The 16,442-nt window shown below is 67.8% G+C and carries 22 protein-coding genes; 17 read left to right on the forward strand and 5 right to left on the reverse strand.

What is annotated here, in order from left to right:
* Positions 1-58: 58 nt before the first annotated feature.
* Positions 59-949 carry a TetR/AcrR family transcriptional regulator C-terminal domain-containing protein gene (locus tag EWH70_RS27450; RefSeq protein ID WP_130478413.1) on the forward strand — a complete coding sequence of 297 codons (891 nt, stop codon included), beginning with the start codon at positions 59-61 and terminating at the stop codon, positions 947-949.
* Here the strand turns inward: EWH70_RS27450 and EWH70_RS27455 are convergent, their stop codons facing one another.
* Positions 950-1,603 carry a GntR family transcriptional regulator gene (locus EWH70_RS27455; RefSeq protein ID WP_130478414.1) on the reverse strand — a complete coding sequence of 218 codons (654 nt, stop codon included), beginning with the start codon at positions 1,601-1,603 and terminating at the stop codon, positions 950-952.
* Between the two features lie 165 nt (positions 1,604-1,768).
* Here EWH70_RS27455 and EWH70_RS27460 point away from each other — a divergent pair, with 165 nt between their 5' ends.
* Together EWH70_RS27460 and EWH70_RS27465 are read left to right on the forward strand one after the other, a co-directional pair.
* Entirely contained in the window at positions 1,769-2,977 is a 1,209-nt protein-coding gene (locus EWH70_RS27460; RefSeq protein WP_130478415.1) for a lyase family protein, read from the forward strand.
* Between the two features lie 15 nt (positions 2,978-2,992).
* Complete coding sequence (locus EWH70_RS27465) at positions 2,993-4,540, forward strand: AbgT family transporter (RefSeq protein WP_130478416.1); 1,548 nt, start codon at positions 2,993-2,995, stop codon at positions 4,538-4,540.
* 46 nt (positions 4,541-4,586) lie between these two features.
* Here EWH70_RS27465 and EWH70_RS27470 read toward each other — a convergent pair whose 3' ends face one another.
* Together EWH70_RS27470 and EWH70_RS27475 are read right to left on the reverse strand one after the other, a co-directional pair.
* Positions 4,587-5,411: a DUF72 domain-containing protein gene (locus EWH70_RS27470; protein WP_130478487.1), complete on the reverse strand. Its 825-nt coding sequence runs from the start codon at positions 5,409-5,411 to the stop codon at positions 4,587-4,589.
* 31 nt (positions 5,412-5,442) lie between these two features.
* Positions 5,443-6,267, reverse strand: coding sequence for a helix-turn-helix transcriptional regulator (locus EWH70_RS27475; RefSeq protein ID WP_130478417.1), 825 nt, complete (start codon positions 6,265-6,267; stop codon positions 5,443-5,445).
* Between the two features lie 126 nt (positions 6,268-6,393).
* On the opposite strand from EWH70_RS27475, the gene EWH70_RS27480 reads away from it, so the two are divergent.
* The 4 genes from EWH70_RS27480 (at position 6,394) to EWH70_RS35615 (ending at position 11,296) form a co-directional block, all read left to right on the forward strand.
* Positions 6,394-6,813: a nuclear transport factor 2 family protein gene (locus EWH70_RS27480; RefSeq protein WP_130478418.1), complete on the forward strand. Its 420-nt coding sequence runs from the start codon at positions 6,394-6,396 to the stop codon at positions 6,811-6,813.
* Positions 6,810-7,676, forward strand: coding sequence for an NAD(P)H-binding protein (locus EWH70_RS27485; protein WP_130478419.1), 867 nt, complete (start codon positions 6,810-6,812; stop codon positions 7,674-7,676). Before EWH70_RS27480 ends, EWH70_RS27485 begins: the two co-directional genes overlap by 4 nt.
* Before the next feature lie 1,965 nt (positions 7,677-9,641).
* The gene (locus EWH70_RS35610; protein ID WP_165436443.1) at positions 9,642-10,304 is read left to right on the forward strand and encodes a hypothetical protein; all 663 of its coding nucleotides are present in this window, start codon (positions 9,642-9,644) and stop codon (positions 10,302-10,304) included.
* Entirely contained in the window at positions 10,286-11,296 is a 1,011-nt protein-coding gene (locus EWH70_RS35615; RefSeq protein WP_165436444.1) for a phosphotransferase family protein, read from the forward strand. The genes EWH70_RS35610 and EWH70_RS35615 overlap by 19 nt, the downstream gene beginning before the upstream one ends.
* On the opposite strand, the gene EWH70_RS27495 is transcribed toward EWH70_RS35615, so the two are convergent.
* Entirely contained in the window at positions 11,255-12,463 is a 1,209-nt protein-coding gene (locus tag EWH70_RS27495; RefSeq protein ID WP_240687265.1) for an NsdA family TPR-like regulatory protein, read from the reverse strand. The genes EWH70_RS35615 and EWH70_RS27495 overlap by 42 nt on opposite strands.
* Before the next feature lie 392 nt (positions 12,464-12,855).
* Between EWH70_RS27495 and EWH70_RS27500 the strand changes: the two genes are divergently transcribed.
* Entirely contained in the window at positions 12,856-13,056 is a 201-nt protein-coding gene (locus EWH70_RS27500; protein ID WP_130478421.1) for a hypothetical protein, read from the forward strand.
* On the opposite strand, the gene EWH70_RS27505 is transcribed toward EWH70_RS27500, so the two are convergent.
* Positions 13,039-13,374 carry a GntR family transcriptional regulator gene (locus EWH70_RS27505; protein WP_130478422.1) on the reverse strand — a complete coding sequence of 112 codons (336 nt, stop codon included), beginning with the start codon at positions 13,372-13,374 and terminating at the stop codon, positions 13,039-13,041. The genes EWH70_RS27500 and EWH70_RS27505 overlap by 18 nt on opposite strands.
* 112 nt (positions 13,375-13,486) lie before the next feature.
* Between EWH70_RS27505 and EWH70_RS27510 the strand changes: the two genes are divergently transcribed.
* The 9 genes from EWH70_RS27510 (at position 13,487) to EWH70_RS27550 (ending at position 16,346) form a co-directional block, all read left to right on the forward strand.
* Positions 13,487-13,789 (forward strand): hypothetical protein, encoded by a 303-nt coding sequence (locus EWH70_RS27510; RefSeq protein WP_130478423.1) that lies wholly within the window; start codon positions 13,487-13,489, stop codon positions 13,787-13,789.
* A 1-nt stretch (position 13,790) separates the two neighbouring features.
* Positions 13,791-14,024 carry a hypothetical protein gene (locus tag EWH70_RS27515; protein ID WP_130478424.1) on the forward strand — a complete coding sequence of 78 codons (234 nt, stop codon included), beginning with the start codon at positions 13,791-13,793 and terminating at the stop codon, positions 14,022-14,024.
* Positions 14,025-14,198: 174 nt separating this feature from the next.
* On the forward strand, positions 14,199-14,447 hold the full coding sequence (locus tag EWH70_RS27520) for a hypothetical protein (protein WP_240687257.1): 249 nt from the start codon (positions 14,199-14,201) through the stop codon (positions 14,445-14,447).
* 141 nt (positions 14,448-14,588) lie between these two features.
* Entirely contained in the window at positions 14,589-14,990 is a 402-nt protein-coding gene (locus EWH70_RS27525) for an SsgA family sporulation/cell division regulator (RefSeq protein WP_130478425.1), read from the forward strand.
* Positions 14,987-15,187: a hypothetical protein gene (locus EWH70_RS27530; protein ID WP_130478426.1), complete on the forward strand. Its 201-nt coding sequence runs from the start codon at positions 14,987-14,989 to the stop codon at positions 15,185-15,187. Before EWH70_RS27525 ends, EWH70_RS27530 begins: the two co-directional genes overlap by 4 nt.
* Entirely contained in the window at positions 15,184-15,453 is a 270-nt protein-coding gene (locus tag EWH70_RS27535; RefSeq protein ID WP_165436445.1) for a hypothetical protein, read from the forward strand. The genes EWH70_RS27530 and EWH70_RS27535 overlap by 4 nt, the downstream gene beginning before the upstream one ends.
* Before the next feature lie 118 nt (positions 15,454-15,571).
* Positions 15,572-15,805, forward strand: coding sequence for a hypothetical protein (locus tag EWH70_RS27540; RefSeq protein ID WP_130478428.1), 234 nt, complete (start codon positions 15,572-15,574; stop codon positions 15,803-15,805).
* 96 nt (positions 15,806-15,901) lie between these two features.
* Positions 15,902-16,123: a hypothetical protein gene (locus EWH70_RS27545; protein ID WP_130478429.1), complete on the forward strand. Its 222-nt coding sequence runs from the start codon at positions 15,902-15,904 to the stop codon at positions 16,121-16,123.
* 10 nt (positions 16,124-16,133) lie between these two features.
* On the forward strand, positions 16,134-16,346 hold the full coding sequence (locus EWH70_RS27550; protein ID WP_130478430.1) for a hypothetical protein: 213 nt from the start codon (positions 16,134-16,136) through the stop codon (positions 16,344-16,346).
* Positions 16,347-16,442 lie beyond the last annotated feature (96 nt).

The raw sequence follows: 16,442 nt of genomic DNA on the forward strand, positions 1-16,442 counted from the left end.
AATTCTGATCGAACTAGTACAGTTACGGTGTATGCGTGTCCTAACGAGGGGGGATTCCATGTCGCGGACGGACCCGCCGTATCTCCGGATAGTCGCCGAGATCCGCGGCCGGATACTGGCGGGGGAGCTGCGGCCCGGCGACCGGGTGCCCTCGGTCCGGCATCTCGCGCGCCGCTGGGGTGTCGCGACCGCGACGGCGAACCGTGCCGTCGGCGCGCTCCGCGACGAGGGGCTGGTCGAGGCGAGGGTCGGTTCGGGCACGGTGGTCAGCGCGCGGCTGGGGACAGCGCGGCCGGGCACCGGGCCCGGGCGGGCGGTCGACGGCGGGCAGGTCCTGCGTGCCGCCATCGCCATCGCCGACGCCGAGGGGCTGGAAGCCGTGTCGATGCGGCGGGTCGCCGCCGCGCTCGGCGTCGGTCCCATGTCGCTGTACCGCCACGTGGCCGGCAAGGACGAACTGGTGACCCGCATGGTCGACGAGGCGTTCGCCGGGATTGACCTGCCCGACGACGGGCCAGAGGGCTGGCGGGCCAAGCTCGAACTGGTCGCCCGCGCGCAGTGGCGGCTGTGCCGCAGGCACGTCTGGCTGTCCAAGGCCGTGTCGTTCACCCGCCCGCTGCCCGCGCCCAACATGATGGCCTGCACCGAATGGACCCTGCGGGCACTCGGCGGGCTCGGGTTGCCCATGGCGACGCGGGTTCGGGAAGCGCTCACGCTGCACTCGCTCGTCGTCACCGTCGCGCTGACCATGGCGGCGGAGGTCGAGGCGGAACACGACACCGGCGTGCCCCTCGCCGGCTGGTTCACCGCGCAGCGCAACCGGGTCGACGGGCAGCGGTTTCCGCTGCTGGCGGCGATTCCGGAGGAAACGGTGTCCGATTTGGACGGTCTGTTCGAGTACGGCCTCGCCCGGCACCTCGACGGCCTCGCCGTGCTGGTGCGGGGCTGACTACTCGGGCAGTATCCGGAGCAGGCGTTCCATCGCGACGTCCATGCGCTGCTTGAGCTGATCGCACGCGTCGTCGATCCGGCCGGCCTTGAGCAGGTCGACGAACTGCCGGTGGTTGGCGACGACGATCTCGTGGTCGGGACGGCCGGCCGCGAGCGTCGCCAGCCGCGCTTCCACCAGGAGCTGCTTGTGCAGCGCGACCAGCTTCCGGGACCCGGTCAGGGCGACGGCGGCGGTGTGACAGGCCGAGTCCAGCTTGCTCTGTGACCGCCGGTCGGCCGCGGCGATCCCGGCTTCGAGTGCCTCGACGCTGTGCTCCAGTGCCTCCCGTGCCTGCGGTGTCGCGGTGTTGAACGCCCGCGCTCCGGCCGTTTCGAGGTGGAACCGCGCGGTGTAGATCTCCACCACGTCCGCGCGGTCGATCCGGGTGACCGCCAGCGCGACACCGCGGCCCTGCCGTTGCACGAGTCCCTCGTTCTCCAGCCGGAGCAGGACCTCGCGGACGGTCGGCCGCGCGATGCCCAGCCACTCGCTCACCTGGCCCTCGGGCAGAGACGTGCCGGGAGCCAGCGATCCGTCGATGATCTCATCGCGGAGCTGCTCGACAGCCTGGTCGACCAGGCTCGTCTGCTTGAGTTTGTTCGCTGGGCGCATCGATCCCGATCCTAGTCTCGGCCACCGCGCCCGGGACCGTTGACCCGCGACCTGACAACTAACTAGACAACTAGACAACCTGGCAACTAGGTCGTATGGTCTCACTCTCGTCAGGTCCCCTCCGTGGAAAGGCCCACCGTGAGTGAATCGGCAGGTACACCTCCGATGTGGGGTCACGTGACCTCGCTCGCGCTCCAGAATTCGCCCAGCTCAGGGCTGCGTCTGCGCGATCTGCCCGCCTTCGTCCGGGCGCTCGCCGAAGTCAAACTCGCCGCCGTCCGGGCCAACCGGGAGCTGGGCGTCCTCGACGAGGCACGCGCCGGGGCCATCGCCCAGGCAGCCACCGAGGTCGCCGCTGGCGAGTTCCTCGACCAGTTCCCGCTGCGCGTGGTCGCCACCGGCGGCAGTACGTCGACGAACATGAACGTCAACGAGGTCCTCGCGGCCCGCGCGTCGCAGCTGCTCGCGGACTCCGTTCACCCGAACGACCACGTGAACCGCTCGCAGTCGTCGAACGACGTGTACCCCACCGCCGTGAAGGTGCTGCTCGTGCGGCAGGCGCTCGACGTCGCGTCCGCGCTGCGTGGGCTCGCGCGCAGCTTCCGGCGGCAGGCCGAGCGGCACGAGGGCGTCGAGCGGCTCGGCCGGACCGGCTGGCAGGACGCCGTCCTCGTGCCGGTACCGGAGACCCACCGGGCGCAGGCCCTCGTGGCGGAGCGCATCGCCGACCAGTTCACCGCCGCGGCCGAGGCACTGCAGGCCGTGCAGCTGGGCGGGACGGCGCTCGGCACCGGGGTCGGCGCGCCGCCGGGGTACGCCGGCCTGGCAGTGGCCAACCTCGCCGAGATCACCGGTCTGCCGATGCGCCGGAGCGCGAGCTGTGTCGACGCCTTCGCGCACGCCGACGGGTACGGTCTGCTGGCCGACACGGCGGCTCGCTGCGCGAGCATCCTGTTCAAGCTGAGCCAGGACCTCCGGATCCTGAGCTCGGGCCCCAACGGCGGACTGCGGGAGGTGGTGCTGCCCAAGCTCCAGCCGGGGTCGTCGATCATGCCGGGCAAGGTGAACCCCGTCGTCCCCAGCATGGTCGGTCAGGCCAGCTTCTCCATCCGCGCCGCCGCCACGGCCGTGGGCATGGCCGTCGCCGCGGGGGAACCGGACTACAACTCGAACAGCCCGGCGGTCGTCGCGACCCTCTCGCCCGCACTGAGCGAGCTGGCCGAGGTCGTGACGGTCTTCGCGGACAGGTGCGTCGACACCCTGTACTGGAACCGGCCCAGGCTCGCCGAACTCGCCGCACGCCCCTTCGACTCGCTGATCGAACAGGCCGAAAAGGACGGTTACGACGCAGTTGCCGGCCGCATCACCGACTGATCCCGAGGACCAGAAATGACACAGTCGCAACGGAGCACTGCTGTTACCAAGCCCAACGTCCTGTTCCGGGCCATCGGCGCGATCGAGCGGGTGGGCAACAAGCTGCCCAACCCGTTCTGGCTCTTCTGGATCATGACCGGGGTGCTGGGTGTGGCCAGCCTCGTCCTGGCCAAGCTCGGCGTCACCGTCACCCTGCCCAACTCGGACAAGGTCGTCGAGGTCAAGAACCTGCTGTCCCTGGAAGGTCTCAACCACGCGGCGGAATCGGCTTTCGACAACTTCGCGGAGTTCCCGCCGGTCCCGCTGGTGGTCACGATGATCCTCGGCGTGAGCATCGCCGAGGCGAGCGGCCTCATGACGGCGCTGCTGCGCGCCACGGTCATCCGGATGCCCGCCCGGTGGGTGACGTTCGCGATCGCCTTCGCGTCGATGGTCTCGCACGTCATGGGTGACTCGGCGTACATGGTGATGATCCCGCTGGGGGCACTGGCTTTCCGTGCCGTCGGGCGGAGCCCGGTCCTCGGCATCCTGGTCGCGTTCGTCTCGGTCTCCGCGGCGTTCAACGCCAGCCCGCTCGTCACGCCGTCCGCGGCCATCCGGGCCTCGCTGACCACGGCGGCCGCCCAGACGGTCGACCCGGCGATCGTGGTGACCCCGCTGGCGACCTACTTCTACGCCGCCGTCGGCTCGCTGGTGTTGTCGGTCGTCATCACGCTGATGGTCGAGCTGGTGCTGGCGAAGCGGCCCGCGTTCAGCGAGTTGCCCTCGGTGGAGGACGACGACCTGGACGGGTCGGACGCCAGGCTCACCGCGCGGGAGCGTCGCGGTCTGCGGTGGGTGGGCGTCGTCTTCGCCGGTTACGCGGCGCTCGTCGCCACCCTGCTGCTGATCCCGGGCTCGCCGCTGCTCGGTGAGGGCGGCAGCATCGTGCAGTCGACCGTGGTGCTGGACGTCGCGGTGTTCGTCGCGTTGCTGCTCGGCATGATGGGCTACGTCTACGGCAAGGTGACCGGCAGCATCCGGTCCCTGGGCGCGTTGCCCAAGATCATGGCCGAGGGAATGTTCCCGGTCGCGCCGGTGCTCGTGCTCTTCTTCGCGGCCGCGCAGTTCCTCGCCTACTTCGAGTGGACCGGACTCGGCTCGGTGATAACCGTCGAGGGTGCCGAGCTGCTGAACAAACTGAACGCGCCCGACCTCGTCGTCCTGCTCGTGATCATCTTCGGGATCGCCGTGCTCAACCTGGTGATCTCCAGCGGCACGGCAATGTGGTCGATCCTCGCGCCGATCCTGGTGCCGATGATGATGTACGTCGGGCTGCGGCCGGAGGCGACGCTGTCGGCGTTCATGATCGGGGACTCGTCGACCGGGCCGGTGACCCCGATGAACGCCTTCTTCATCCTCGCCCTGAGCTACGTGCAGAAGTACAAGAAGGACGCGGGGATCGGGACGGTGATGTCGTTCGCGATCCCGCTGTCGTTCGTCATCCTGCTGGCGTGGACGGCGTTGTTCGTCACCTGGTACCTGCTCGGCGTGCCCCTCGGCCCAGGCGGCTACCTCTACTGACCGCGCCCCTCGCCCGCGGCGCGCGGGTGACACGCCATCGGTGAGTTCAGAACAGCGTGGCGGGCTCGACCGGCTCGGGCTCGGGTAGTGCGTCGAGGCCGGGAACCAGCGCACGCACGTCGTCGTGGAACCGGCGGGCGAGCGCGGGCGCGTCGTCGTTGTCCGGGGTGTGCAGGAAAACCGTCGGCGACCTGCCCTCGCGCAGCCAGTCGGCGACCACGGCGGCCCACGGCTGCCACCCTTCGACCGTCTCGTCGACCGAATCCCGGCCCAGGTAGCGGACGATCGGCCGGCCGGTCAGCGCCCGCGTCCGCCGCGGCAGCCGCGGTTTCCTGGTCCAGGCCTCCCGCTCGGCCTCACTGGTCGGCGGGTTGCGGAAGAAGACCGTCGTGTCGAACGGAACCCACTCGGCGTCCGCGTCGGCGAGCGCCGCCTCCAGCCGTGCGGCCGAGACGGCGTCGGTGAAGAACCCGGGGTGGCGTACTTCCACGGCGCGCCGGCGCCCGGCGGGCAGCCTGCGCAGGAAGCGGCGGATGGCGTCGACGTCCGAGGGGCCGAACGAACCGGGCAGCTGGGCCCACAGGACCGCGCGCTCGCCGAGGGGTTCGACGGCGTCCAGGAACGCCCGCATCTCGGCCTCGACACCGGCCAGCCGGCGCTCGTGCGTGACGACCTTGGGCAGCTTGACCACGAACCGGAAACCGGGATCGGTCTGCTGCGCCCAGGCCGCGACGGTGCTCCGGGCGGGAGTCGCGTAGAAGGTGGTGTTGCCCTCGACCGCGTTGCACCAGCCGGCATAGGCACGCAGGCGTTCCCCGGCCGGTACCGACTGCGGCAGAAACCGGCCCGGCCACGCCTTGTGGGTCCACATCGCACAGCCGACATGAAGTCGTGCCACTTCGTCAGCTCCCGTCCGTCGACCGGGCGAGCGCGGCGGCGCTCGGGCTGCCCGGTTCCGCCGTGTACATCACCAGCTCCAGGTCACTACCGGGGAGTTTCAGGGTCTGGTGGTCCAGTTCCAGCTCGCCCAGCCGGGGATGGTGCAGATACTTTCGCAACGTCGGTACGGGGCGTACGTCGTGGTCACGCCAGCTGACGGCGAATTCCCGGCTGTGTGTGGCGAGTTCATTGACCAGCTCGCCGATGGCACTGTCGGCGGGGTGGCGGGCGCTGGCCACGCGGAGCTGGGCGGCGGACTGCCGGACGAACTCGCCGTCCGCGCCCGAGCAGAGGGTGCCGCCCAGCCGCAGGGACAGCCGCATCACGTTGCGTTCTCCCGGGGCAAGCAGCCCGAAGTCGGTGATCAACGCGACTGCCGCGGGGTTCCAGGCGACGATGTCCAGCCGCTCGTCGACCAGGTAGGCGGGTATCGGCCCGAGCCGGTCGAGCAGCCGCTGGGCCTCGGCGAGCACCGGCCGCCGATCGGCGTTCGCCGGGCCGGGCGGTATCTGTCCGGCCAGCCGAGCCAGGTGCTCGCGCTCGGCCGCGGTGAGCCGCAGTGCCCGGCTCAGCGCGGCCAGCACCTCCGGCGACGGGCGCGGCGCGCGGGCCTGCTCCAGCCGTTCGTAGTAGCTGACCGACACACCGGCCAGTGTGGCGACCTCTTCCCGGCGCAGCCCCGGGGTACGCCGGGGCCGCCGGCCGGGCGGGTGAGTGGCCGGCACGTGTTCCGGGCGTAGTGCCTCCCGCCTGCGGCGAAGGAAATCGGCCAGCTCGCCTCTGCTCACCCCACCCAGCATGGCACGGGACACCCGGCCTAGCCACGGACTGGCGGTCCGGGGCTCAGCCGTCGGTTCCCGGGCGGTCGATCCGCCGCGACGCTGGAACACATGCCACATACCGCAGAGGAAACAATGCGCCGACTGCTGGACCTGATGCTGGCCGGTGACACCGGCGCCGCCGCCGAGCTGTGGGCCGACGACGGCATCGCCGAGTTCCCGTTCGCCGCCGGTGCCTCGCCACGCAGGTTGACCGGGCGGGACCAGATCCGCGACTACCTGTCCGGCTTCCCGGAGACGTACGACCTGCGAGAGGTTTCCGAGCTCACCGTGCACCACACGCAGCGGCCGGACACCGTCGTCGTGGAGTACCACGCGAACGGACGCTCGGTCCGTACCGGAACGCCCTATCGGATGGACTACATCGTGGTGATCACCGTCCAGGACGGCGTGATCACCCGCTTCCGGGACTACTGGAACCCGCTGGCCGGCGCCGCGGCGGCCGGCAACCTGCCCGAGCTGCTCGACTCGTTGCGTTCGGAGGTCGCCCGATGACCGGCGTGCTGGTGACCGGCGGCACCGGGAAGACCGGCGGTGCGCTGGTGGAACTGTTGCGCGGCAAGGGTGTGCCGGTCCGGGTGGCCAGCCGCAACCCGCGTGCCGGTGACCCGGATGCGGTCCGGTTCGACTGGGACGACCCGGCCACCCACGGGCCCGCGTTGCGCGGCGTGGACCGGGTCTACCTGGTGCCGCCCACGAACACCGTGGACCCGATGCCGCGGGTCCGGCCGTTCCTGGCCGAGGCGCAACGTCTCGGCGTGCGCCGGGTCGTGCTGCTGGGCTCCGCCATCGTGCTGCCGAACGCCCCCAGCGCGCTGGAGATGGCCGCGTACGTGCGGGACCGGCCGGGGTGGGTCGTGCTGAGCGCGTCCGGGTTCATGCAGAACTTCCTGAGCCCGCACCCGGTGGGTGACCGGATCCGGCGGTACGGCGAGATCCGCACCGCGGCCGGTGACGGCCGGGTGGGCTGGATCGACGCGCGGGACATCGCGGCCGTCGCCTGCGCCCTGCTGACCGACCCCGACGCCGCACCCGGCGGCCAACGCGACTACCTGCTCACCGGGCCGAAGGCGTTGAGCTACCCGGACGCGGCGGCGATCATCACCGCCCACATCGGACGGCCGATCCGGGTGGTGCCGATCGAGAGCCACGAGCAGGCGGCCATCTACCGGGCGGCAGGCCTGCCCGCCGAGTTCGCCGCCGCCCTCGCCACGATCGAAGACGGCATGAGCGCCGGCCGGGAGGATCGGGTCAGTACCGCGGTGCTGGACCTGACCGGCCGTCCGCCCCGTACCTTCGCTGAATTCGTCCAAGAGCACGCGGCCCAGTGGGCCAACGATGGGGCGCCGCCGCGATGACGTTTCGTCGACGCCGCCACGGCGTGACCTGGGAATAAGTTCGGGCGCCCTTGGCAGGATTCGAACCTGCGACACCTGCCTCCGGAGGGCTTCGCTCGGTGCAGGTGGCGAGACGGACCTGAGCTGCATATATAGCCCGCCTGGCATACCGAATTCTCGATAGTTGGGAAGGCATTGGGAAGGGCGTCCAGCTGGCGACGCGGCGACCCGCCTTCGGAGAACGCACGGCAGCGACGTCCACATAGTGCCCTGAACTGCGGTTTGCCGGTCAACGACACCGTTGACTTGTTGGTCTCGGCACCAGTTCGGCACGAGCGGGATCGCGGACCCCTGGTTATGAGAGATCTTCATGTACTGGCCACCACTCGCGGCGATAGTCTCCGTGTTGCTGGCTCCGGGGGCTGTTCTCGTTCATGCCGCCTTGAGTTTCTTCAGCGCCCGGCCCCGATGCTTGTTAAGGCGGCCCCTGCGGGGCCGCTCGTGCTGCTCTTACCCCGGCCCAAGCGGGGCGGCCGACTGCCGCCGGTCCCCGCGGGCCGTGGCTGTGAGTCGACGAGCGGCCTTCATCCGCAGGTGCCGCCGAGCCAGGACAACCCTTCCGCTCCGCCCGAGGGGTGTATGGCCGGACAGTCGTGTCAAGACGGGAAAGCGTGTCGTGACACGACTGCCCAACCGCGCAAGGCGGCTTCGTATGAGGAAGGGACAGATACCGGCAGGACTCAAGGTGGGTTTTCTCCTCTTGTCCAGCGCGGACGAGCAACTAGCCTGCCTGGCAGGCGCCAGCCTTCTGCTTCGCCAGGCATTCGTTGCATTTTTCACCACTGTTCCCCGATCCAGTGACATAGTCACTAGTGGGCCAGTTGGAACAGTTTGAACAGAAGTGCCAAGTGTCAGAACCATTACGTCTGCGAGCCATCGTACAACTCCTTAAAGGTCAACATGGATGATCAACTCCTACCTGCCTTGCAGGTAGATGCCTCTAAGGTCGAACTCATCAGGTAATTGTTACACGTGCATCAAATGTTTCCGATATTCGCCCCTCGCTCATTCGTCAGCGCATTGCTTTCTATTTTGATTTCCGGTGGATGTCCAACCGAGAAGCTGCCCGGCCTGACGCTCTCCGTGGTGAGGGTGGTCGTCTTCGGCGCTGCTACCCAGGTCGAGCGTCAGCCGAGCGGTGGTACGTCGCGGCCCGTCTCCGCTCTGGTCTACCGCTGGTGGTCGACCCCCGGCAGTTAGCCCACGCCCGGCCCGTCCTCACTCGGGTCGGTAACGCGACCCGGCTGATGGTGACGTCCTGCGGTCGTTCGCCCTCACTCTGAGGACGTGGCCTCGTGTTTCACACCTCGCCGGACGGGGTTCGGCCACTGAGCGTGCGATACTGATAGCAGCCATCCGCTATCAGTACTGGTGCGTGTTGGCTGACGGAAGGGGCGAGACCAGTCATCTGACCGGCCCCGCCCCCAACTGTGCGGCCCTCCGGGGCCTAGCGGTTCACGAGGCTCAGCACCTCGTAGATGATGCCCAGCAGGAGCATCAGGGGTGCGGCAATTCCCGTTGCCGCACCCCGCATCCTGCTCAACATCCGGCTCCCGCAAGAACCACAGCGTCTCCGCTGCCTGTTCTTGCGCCGCTGTCGTGCCATGTCGACCTCGCTCCTTTGGGCCAGGGACCGCGCAGGCGGTCCATGTCCTCCGGCCGGCTGACCGGAGGGCCCAGCGCACGATCGCGCCGGGCGACCGCAGGGCCACGGAGTGTGTCAACGGCCGCGAGCGTACCCGCCGATACGACCGAATGTTCCCGCCCCGCCACAAAAGCGGTAGGTAGCCAGAATTTCACTCAGGGTTAGTTTCTGCAGCGTGTTGAGGGGGTGGAAGTTGGCCCCTCAACGCCGTGAGGCTGTCCCGCGGCGGCTCAGCGTGACCCGCATGGCCTGCTGGCACCGCGTCAGCAATACTCGAACACATGAGCGAGTGGCGTGGCGGGGTGCTTCCGGATCCCGTACCGGTCTATCCGACCTGGCCGGGCGCGTCCGCTCCCCTGCGATGCCCCGCTGGCCACCGGCTGGCCATCGGAGGCACCGCCACGCCGCGGTGCCAGCCTTACCACCGCGACGTCGTGCTCTGCCTCGCCTGCCACCGGCTGGGCCGTCGCAGGGCCGCGTTCGCGCTGTGGGACATCAGCCGACCACGGATCGAGCCTGCGGACTGGCGCCCGGGCCGCGCGGGTCTCCAGCTCGTGCTCACCCCACCGGCCAGGGCGCAGAACCCTGGTCGCATCACGCTGTGGCTGCACGATCACGCCGTCGGCGACATCGACATGGTGCTATGCGGCACCTGCCGCGTAGGTGTGATCGAGCACGTCCGCGTCGACTACCACCGCCGACGGCTCGGATACGGCCGCCTGCTCGTGGCCGCCGCCCAGTACCGCGGCCGGGGCTACGCCTGGTCCACCACAAGCATCGAGAGGGACAACCACCAGCTCGCCAGCTTCTGGGCCGCCGCTGGCACCGCCGACCTGCAGCGAGGCCGACCAACCTACTGCCGGCACACCACCCCACGAAACGGCCACGAAGCCGACCCGCGCAGCCTCGCTCAGCTCCTCCGGGTGTGGAACTCAACAACCTGAACCTATTTCCGGCAGATAGAGTGCAAGGACGGTTGAGCAAACGACGACACCCGGAGCGCGCAATCGACCACCTCCACTCATCCCGGGGAGCAGCAGGGCAGATGCGAGCAACTTCCGCGCTAACTCCAGAGTCCGCGCACGCTGCAATGAAAGACGCATGCCGTCAGGCTGGAATTGACTCATCGGACGCCCGCCTGGTGCGCACCGGTGAAAACGTAATGTTTCAACTAGGCGACGTTATGGTCCGGGTGGGCCGATCGCGCGCGGCCAGCGGAAAAGAGGTCGCCGTTGCGCGCTGGTTATCGGATAACGACTTTCCGGCAGTACGCATCGTCGACAGTTTACCGCAGCCTGTTGTAGCAGATAACTTCGCAGTGACCTTCTGGGAGTACATTAGCGAGGTTGCCCCCAGGCCAACCTCGCGCGAACTGGCTGCAATGCTCCGGTCATTGCATGACCTGCCTTCACCACCCTTTAGGTTGCCATTATTTGAACCATTGGCGAAGATTGAGAACCGCTTGTCGTGTCTTCCGGCTGACTATCTGAATTCGGACGACCTGCAGTTCGTCATGGGGCGAAAGCATGAACTGGCGATCAAATACAACGAGTTGAAATTTAGTTTGTCGCCAGGAGTGATACATGGCGACGCTCACACTGGAAACCTGATGCGCGATCGCGCGCTAGGTATTCGCCTAATTGATTTTGAAGATTTCGCTGTCGGTCCACGTGAGTGGGATGTATCCATCCTGGCCGTTAGATACCAAGCATTCGGATGGGTCGGAGACGTCGAGTACGCAGAATTTACGAACACATACGGTTTTGACCCCACGGACTGGTCCGGCTTTCCGATTGTCCGGTCAATTCGCGAACTCAACATGACCACCTGGCTCATGCAGCAGGCGGGACAATCTCGGGAGATCGATGAAGAGATCAGCGTGCGCCTGCGCGACCTACGCGATGACCAACGTCCGCGACGCTGGCGCGTCTTTTGATGGCAAGGTGGTAGAGACATACTCCGTAAAATCGCGGATGGAGACTTCCTCGCCGAGTGGTTGTAGTCGGGTGCAAAAATCATTGAGGTACGAGATCACACGGAAACTTCTCAGCTGCGCCGCCGTATCCACGACGCCGCGCGCAACTGAGAGAGCTTCGTCCAGCTCACCCGCCTGGAGTCGGGCTGTCGCAAGGACTGTCCTGCAAAATGACAAACTTCGAACGTAAAGACCCTCGGACGCTGCAATGGAGGCTGCGGCGTGTTCGGCAGCCTCCTCAGATCGGTTGAGGTCCCGATAGCAATGCGCGAACTCGGCGTGCAATTCAGCCCTGTCAAAATAGCGAATCCATTCGGGGTCATTCTCTGGCACGCTCTGCTCCATCCAACGCTCAGCGGCTGCTAGGGCCGCAAACGTTTCAGCCGCCTTCCCCTGGGACGCTAGGCCGCGAGCCTCCATAGCATGAAATAGAGCCATTGTCGTCGGAGTTGCGTATCCTCTTGCGCCAGCGGCAGCCGCCCGTGCGAGGTTTACCGCGCGGTCGTAGTGTCCCAAGAAATTCGCCTGGTGACTCATGCCTGCGAGAATGCGACCACAGAGCGGCCGATCGCCAGCGGCCCGCGCCAAGCGGAATGCTTGAAATAGATACCGCTGCGCGAGCCAGTGTTGACCGACGTCATACGCTGTCCACCCTGCCAATCGCGTCATCGCCGCGACCTCGCGAAAGTATTCCCGCCCCACCGACGTGTGCGGCGAGACATGCGGAATCAGTGGCAGAACATCAGTCTCTAGATACCGTGCAACTAATGGCTTAGGGCGACCCCCGCCGTAGCGGTAGTCGAAGCTGCCGAACATGGCGGCCGCGTCCCGAACAGCATGGACGTCTACCTCGGCAATGGGCCGCGGTTCGACCGGCTGAGAGGGCTCATTGTCCGGGTCGAGCAGCCATCGGTTGATGAGCCCATCCCAAGCGGTCGGTACGACCACGAGTTCCTTTTTCACGCCGCGTAGCTCGTAGCTTGCGAGCTGAGTCAACGCGGTAGTTGCTGCGGCAATGGTCGCTGGGTACTCCAGCGTGGAATCCTCGCCCTCGTCGGGGACGTCGGCGTAGCCGATCTCCTCCAGGGAGACTGGCCGCCCCAGCTCACGTCCGAGTACCGCCGCCATCACCTGGGCTGTCCGTGGCCGTGGGCGTCGAGTCTCGCCGGTCAAGAGCTTGGCAATGTTCGTGTGACTGGGGCTGATGGGCTCGCCCCCGTCCTGCCGGCTGAGGTCGTGCATTCGCCGGGCCAGGCCCTTATTGCTCACGCCAGCATCCCGCATAACCGCATGTAGACGGTGGTTGGGGACCCTTTCCTGACCGGACATGCGTACCTCCCGTCGCCAGTAAATCACGCCAGGTAGCGCAAGAGGGGCACATGCGCCGATCTCTTGTGCCCCCCACCAGCGTCGAGTGCCCCTACATGCGCACTGCTGCACCCCCACCCTTGGGGCCGATGCTTGAGCCATGACAGAAAGCCGAGCCGACAAGCGGCCCGGACCGATGAGGGGAGATGTTCATGGCTAAGGCGCAGTTCCCGTTCAAGACCGGCGGCGGGGTGCTAAAGAAGCTGATCGTGGTCCTGGTCGTCCTGGGACTACTCGCGTTCGTAGTCAAGTTCCCGACGGACGCCGCTGGTGCTGTCGACAGTGCAACAGAATCGGGCACGAGCGTGCTCGACAGCATCGTCCAGTTCGTCCGGTCACTGGGCAACGGGTAGCCCCGAGCTGCGTTCAAGCGTCTCAACACGCTCACGTAGCGCAGCAACCTCCGCAGCCAGTTGCCTCAGGGACAGAGGCTCAGGTTCCGCAGCGGCCTCCGTGACGAAGACGCCGATTGTCGGCCGCGACTTCAAGCGCCCTTCTTCCTGAAGGACTCGGAGGGCTCGCTGGACCGTCGCCGTGGTGATGCCGTACTGGCTCGCCAGCTTTCGATGGGGCGGCAGTTTGTCACCTGGTTTGAGTTCGCCCTCTCGCATGGCCTTGCGAATCTCGGCGGCGACCAGCTCAAACGGTGCTTGCCCCACTGTCCCATCCATAAGCGCCAGCGTACTCGGACTGAGCCACCTTGGATTAGTTCACTCGAATGGCCTATCGCAAGGATGAGCTAGCTTGAGCTAGCTTAGGTAAGTCATCAAGAAAGGAACTTCGATGAGGAACGCACGACCGAACCGGACTCGTCGCCAGATCGAGGCTGCTGCCGATTGCCTCGATTTCGATGCCCTGGCGATGACGGTTGCCGAGGAGGCCAGGCCGTCACTGGCGGTGGATGAGCTGGCCGAGGTAGCCGACCTGCTAGCGGAGATCGACGCGGACCTGGCGGCGCACGAGGCCACTGAGTGCGCGACTGGGGCGCCCGAAACCACTGCGGTCACAACGCTGGAGCCTGGGCGGCTACCCATCGGCCAGGCGCCCGCCATCGGGCTGCGGCTGGTGCTGCGTGAGGTGGCTTGAGATGTCCGATCGGCTGTTCGTTCCGGCTGCGTTCGCGGGTTTGGTGGCGGGTATGCCGTCGGCGTCGTCAGCGGCGCGTGTTCGTGCGGTGTGGCTGGACAGGGCTGTTGAGGGGTTGCGGCGGGAGTTCGCGGGGCCGCGGGGGTTGGTGGCGATGCGGCTGGCCGGGGTGATTGACCGGGTTCGGCACGCCACGTACGAGGAGATTGACCGGGGCCGCGTTTCCGCTGCCTGACCTGGCCGGACGTCGTTCGCGCCACACGTTTGTTCACATTCTTCGCTTTTCTCTGGGAGTACCGCTATGTCTTCTCGCATCTCGAATCGCACGTTCGGTCGTCGTGATCGGCAGGCTGGTTGGTCGCTGCCTCGCAGGTATGGGCGGCATTGGATGGTCGCTCAGCTGGCGTCGATGCAGCTGGTGGATGACCGGGGTCGTCAGCTGGTGCGGCCGGCGTTCATGGAGCCGCTGGTCGACGCGATCGCCAAGCGGCACCGGGCGGGCTGGTCGGTGGCCCGGTTGACGCTGTGGCTGCGGTCGACGCTGGTGGACCCGCAGACGGGTGAGGTGTGCGCGGTCGCGGACCGGTCGTTCGTCGCCTACGTCGTGGCCCTGCTCACCGGCGGCGGCGCCACGGGTGGTGTCCGGGCCGCCGCGTAGGCGCCTGGTGGGCGGCTTCTCCCAGAGTCCCCGTCGTCGTTTAGTCCCGGTCCGGCAGTCCAGACCTGGCAGTCATCCTGCCGAACCGGGTTCCCGCATCCCAGTTCGCACCCACGTGGTGCCCCGGAATGGAGGTTTCCCATGCTACGCACCGACTCGGTGTGGTTGCGCACGACCGCGACCGCGCCGGCCACCGGCCGGGAGTTCCCGGTGAACATCCGCTACGTCACCACGCACCCGTTCGAGGTGCGGTTCGAGTTCGCCAACCCGACCGGCTGGGTGTCCTGGACGGTGGACCGGGCCCTGGTCCTGGACGGCCTGATCGCCGACACCGGCGAGGGTGACGTGCGGTTCGCCCCGGCCGGAGACGAAGTGATGGTTTCGCTGACCAACGGCCGCGAGCACATCGTGCTGGCCCTGCCGCGTGCCGAGCTGGACCGCGCGGCCGACGAGATGCTGCAGCTGGTGCCGGAGGGCCGCGAGTCCGACGCGGTCGACTGGGACGCCGCGCTGGCTTCGCTGGCAGGCGGTGAGCCGCGGTGAGCCGGGCGACCGCTGACCTGTCCGCGCTGGTGCGCCCCGGGGACCGGGTGTTCGTCGCGCTGCTCGCCCCGGATGGGACCCCGACCGGCACCGGTCACGCGGCCACGGTCAAGGCGGATGGCAGCTACGCCGGGCACCGGCAGGTGCGGGCGGGCCGGGCGAGGGTGGAGACCATCAACCGCCCCGGCCGGCGATGACCGCCCGCCGGGGCGCCAGGACACAGCTGGCCGTGACCGCGGTCCTGCACGACGGCGGCACGGAGTTCCTGTTCACCCGCACCATCGCCGCCGGTGAGCGGGTGAGCCTGCTCGCCGAGGCGCGCGCGGCGATGCGCCGCCGCGCCCTGCAGGACGACCGCAACGAACGGCGCATGGTGCGCCAGGACCGGCCGCGCACCGTGTCGGTGTACGCGGACCTGCTCATCGGCGGTCGCCTGGCCGACCGCGAGGAAGCGTTCCGCTAACCCGCGTCCACACCAGCCACACCACCAATCCGAAGTCAGGCCTGTCCGGCAAGGCCCAGAAGCGTCGATGACCGCCGGGGTTCTACCCCAGCCCGCCGTTTCGAGTGGAGGTTTCATCATGAGTTCGTCCCGTACCGCCGTGCCTCAGAAGCTGATCGATCTGGCCGTGAAGCGCACGGGTCACCGCGCGATCTTGGTGGGCCCGGTGGTCCACCTCATCGCCGAGCGTGCCGCGGCCGGGCACTCAGCCCGGCAGATCGAGGGCTACCTGCAGGGCGTGATCGGCCCGCGTAACGCCGCCGCCCAGCACGGGTTCGTGAGCTGGGTCCTGCGCGAACTGCGCCAGGGCTGACACCCCGAGCCGTTCCAGCGCGAACGACGCGCCGCTGTTCCCCGGGGCACAAGCCCCGCCACACACACGCACGCCATCTCATCCGGAGGTTTCGTCATGGGACTGTTCAAGACCGCGTTGGATGCTTCGGTCGACTGGGCCGCCAAGGACCGCAGCAGAGTCGTCAAGCAGATGACGAAGAAGGACGACGACACGGTCATCGTGAAGTCGTTCAGCTACGCCCGCAAGGGCCAGTGCCCTTTCTGCAAGCGCAAGCTGAAGGCAGGCCGGACGTGCACGAAGCCGTGGTGCGTCCGTGCCGCCGCCCGCCGGATGTGAGGCCCCGCTGATGGCACAGCGGTCCGGGCCCGGCGACTACGACGGGATGGCGCTCCCGCTGCTGGCCTCGCTGCGCAGCGTGGACCGGGCCCGGCGGTATCTGGCCGCGTACACGCTGCTGGACAGCATGATCAGCCTGCACAGCAAGGGCCTGGTCGACGTGGATCGGCTGGAGGCCCGGCGCCGCGCGGTGGCGGCCGTGCTCGATGAACCAGGGCGCTAGTCCCGGAGTCTCCCGGCCCCTGCCGGGCTGGCCGCGTACACGCGGCACACCCCAAACCACACCTTTTCCCTGATCGAAGGGGCATTTGTCATGGGC

Origin of the sequence: Amycolatopsis suaedae, assembly GCF_004214935.1 — a bacterium.
GTDB classification, from domain to species: Bacteria; Actinomycetota; Actinomycetes; order Mycobacteriales; family Pseudonocardiaceae; genus Amycolatopsis; species Amycolatopsis suaedae.

Bases quoted from the DNA above. Each gene is read 5' to 3' on its own strand.
- EWH70_RS27520 (WP_240687257.1), top strand. From the start codon at position 14,199: ATGCAGCTGGTGGATGACCGGGGTCGTCAGCTGGTGCGGCCGGCGTTC.
- EWH70_RS27470 (WP_130478487.1), bottom strand. From the start codon at position 5,411: ATGTGGACCCACAAGGCGTGGCCGGGCCGGTTTCTGCCGCAGTCGGTA.
- EWH70_RS27480 (WP_130478418.1), top strand. From the start codon at position 6,394: ATGCGCCGACTGCTGGACCTGATGCTGGCCGGTGACACCGGCGCCGCC.
- EWH70_RS27465 (WP_130478416.1), top strand. From the start codon at position 2,993: ATGACACAGTCGCAACGGAGCACTGCTGTTACCAAGCCCAACGTCCTG.
- EWH70_RS27500 (WP_130478421.1), top strand. From the start codon at position 12,856: ATGGCTAAGGCGCAGTTCCCGTTCAAGACCGGCGGCGGGGTGCTAAAG.
- EWH70_RS27505 (WP_130478422.1), bottom strand. From the start codon at position 13,374: ATGGATGGGACAGTGGGGCAAGCACCGTTTGAGCTGGTCGCCGCCGAG.
- EWH70_RS27495 (WP_240687265.1), bottom strand. From the start codon at position 12,463: ATGGCGGCGGTACTCGGACGTGAGCTGGGGCGGCCAGTCTCCCTGGAG.
- EWH70_RS27525 (WP_130478425.1), top strand. From the start codon at position 14,589: ATGCTACGCACCGACTCGGTGTGGTTGCGCACGACCGCGACCGCGCCG.
- EWH70_RS27450 (WP_130478413.1), top strand. From the start codon at position 59: ATGTCGCGGACGGACCCGCCGTATCTCCGGATAGTCGCCGAGATCCGC.
- EWH70_RS27545 (WP_130478429.1), top strand. From the start codon at position 15,902: ATGGGACTGTTCAAGACCGCGTTGGATGCTTCGGTCGACTGGGCCGCC.
- EWH70_RS27455 (WP_130478414.1), bottom strand. From the start codon at position 1,603: ATGCGCCCAGCGAACAAACTCAAGCAGACGAGCCTGGTCGACCAGGCT.
- EWH70_RS35610 (WP_165436443.1), top strand. From the start codon at position 9,642: ATGAGCGAGTGGCGTGGCGGGGTGCTTCCGGATCCCGTACCGGTCTAT.
- EWH70_RS27485 (WP_130478419.1), top strand. From the start codon at position 6,810: ATGACCGGCGTGCTGGTGACCGGCGGCACCGGGAAGACCGGCGGTGCG.
- EWH70_RS27510 (WP_130478423.1), top strand. From the start codon at position 13,487: ATGAGGAACGCACGACCGAACCGGACTCGTCGCCAGATCGAGGCTGCT.
- EWH70_RS27460 (WP_130478415.1), top strand. From the start codon at position 1,769: ATGTGGGGTCACGTGACCTCGCTCGCGCTCCAGAATTCGCCCAGCTCA.
- EWH70_RS27550 (WP_130478430.1), top strand. From the start codon at position 16,134: ATGGCACAGCGGTCCGGGCCCGGCGACTACGACGGGATGGCGCTCCCG.
- EWH70_RS27535 (WP_165436445.1), top strand. From the start codon at position 15,184: ATGACCGCCCGCCGGGGCGCCAGGACACAGCTGGCCGTGACCGCGGTC.
- EWH70_RS27540 (WP_130478428.1), top strand. From the start codon at position 15,572: ATGAGTTCGTCCCGTACCGCCGTGCCTCAGAAGCTGATCGATCTGGCC.
- EWH70_RS27515 (WP_130478424.1), top strand. From the start codon at position 13,791: ATGTCCGATCGGCTGTTCGTTCCGGCTGCGTTCGCGGGTTTGGTGGCG.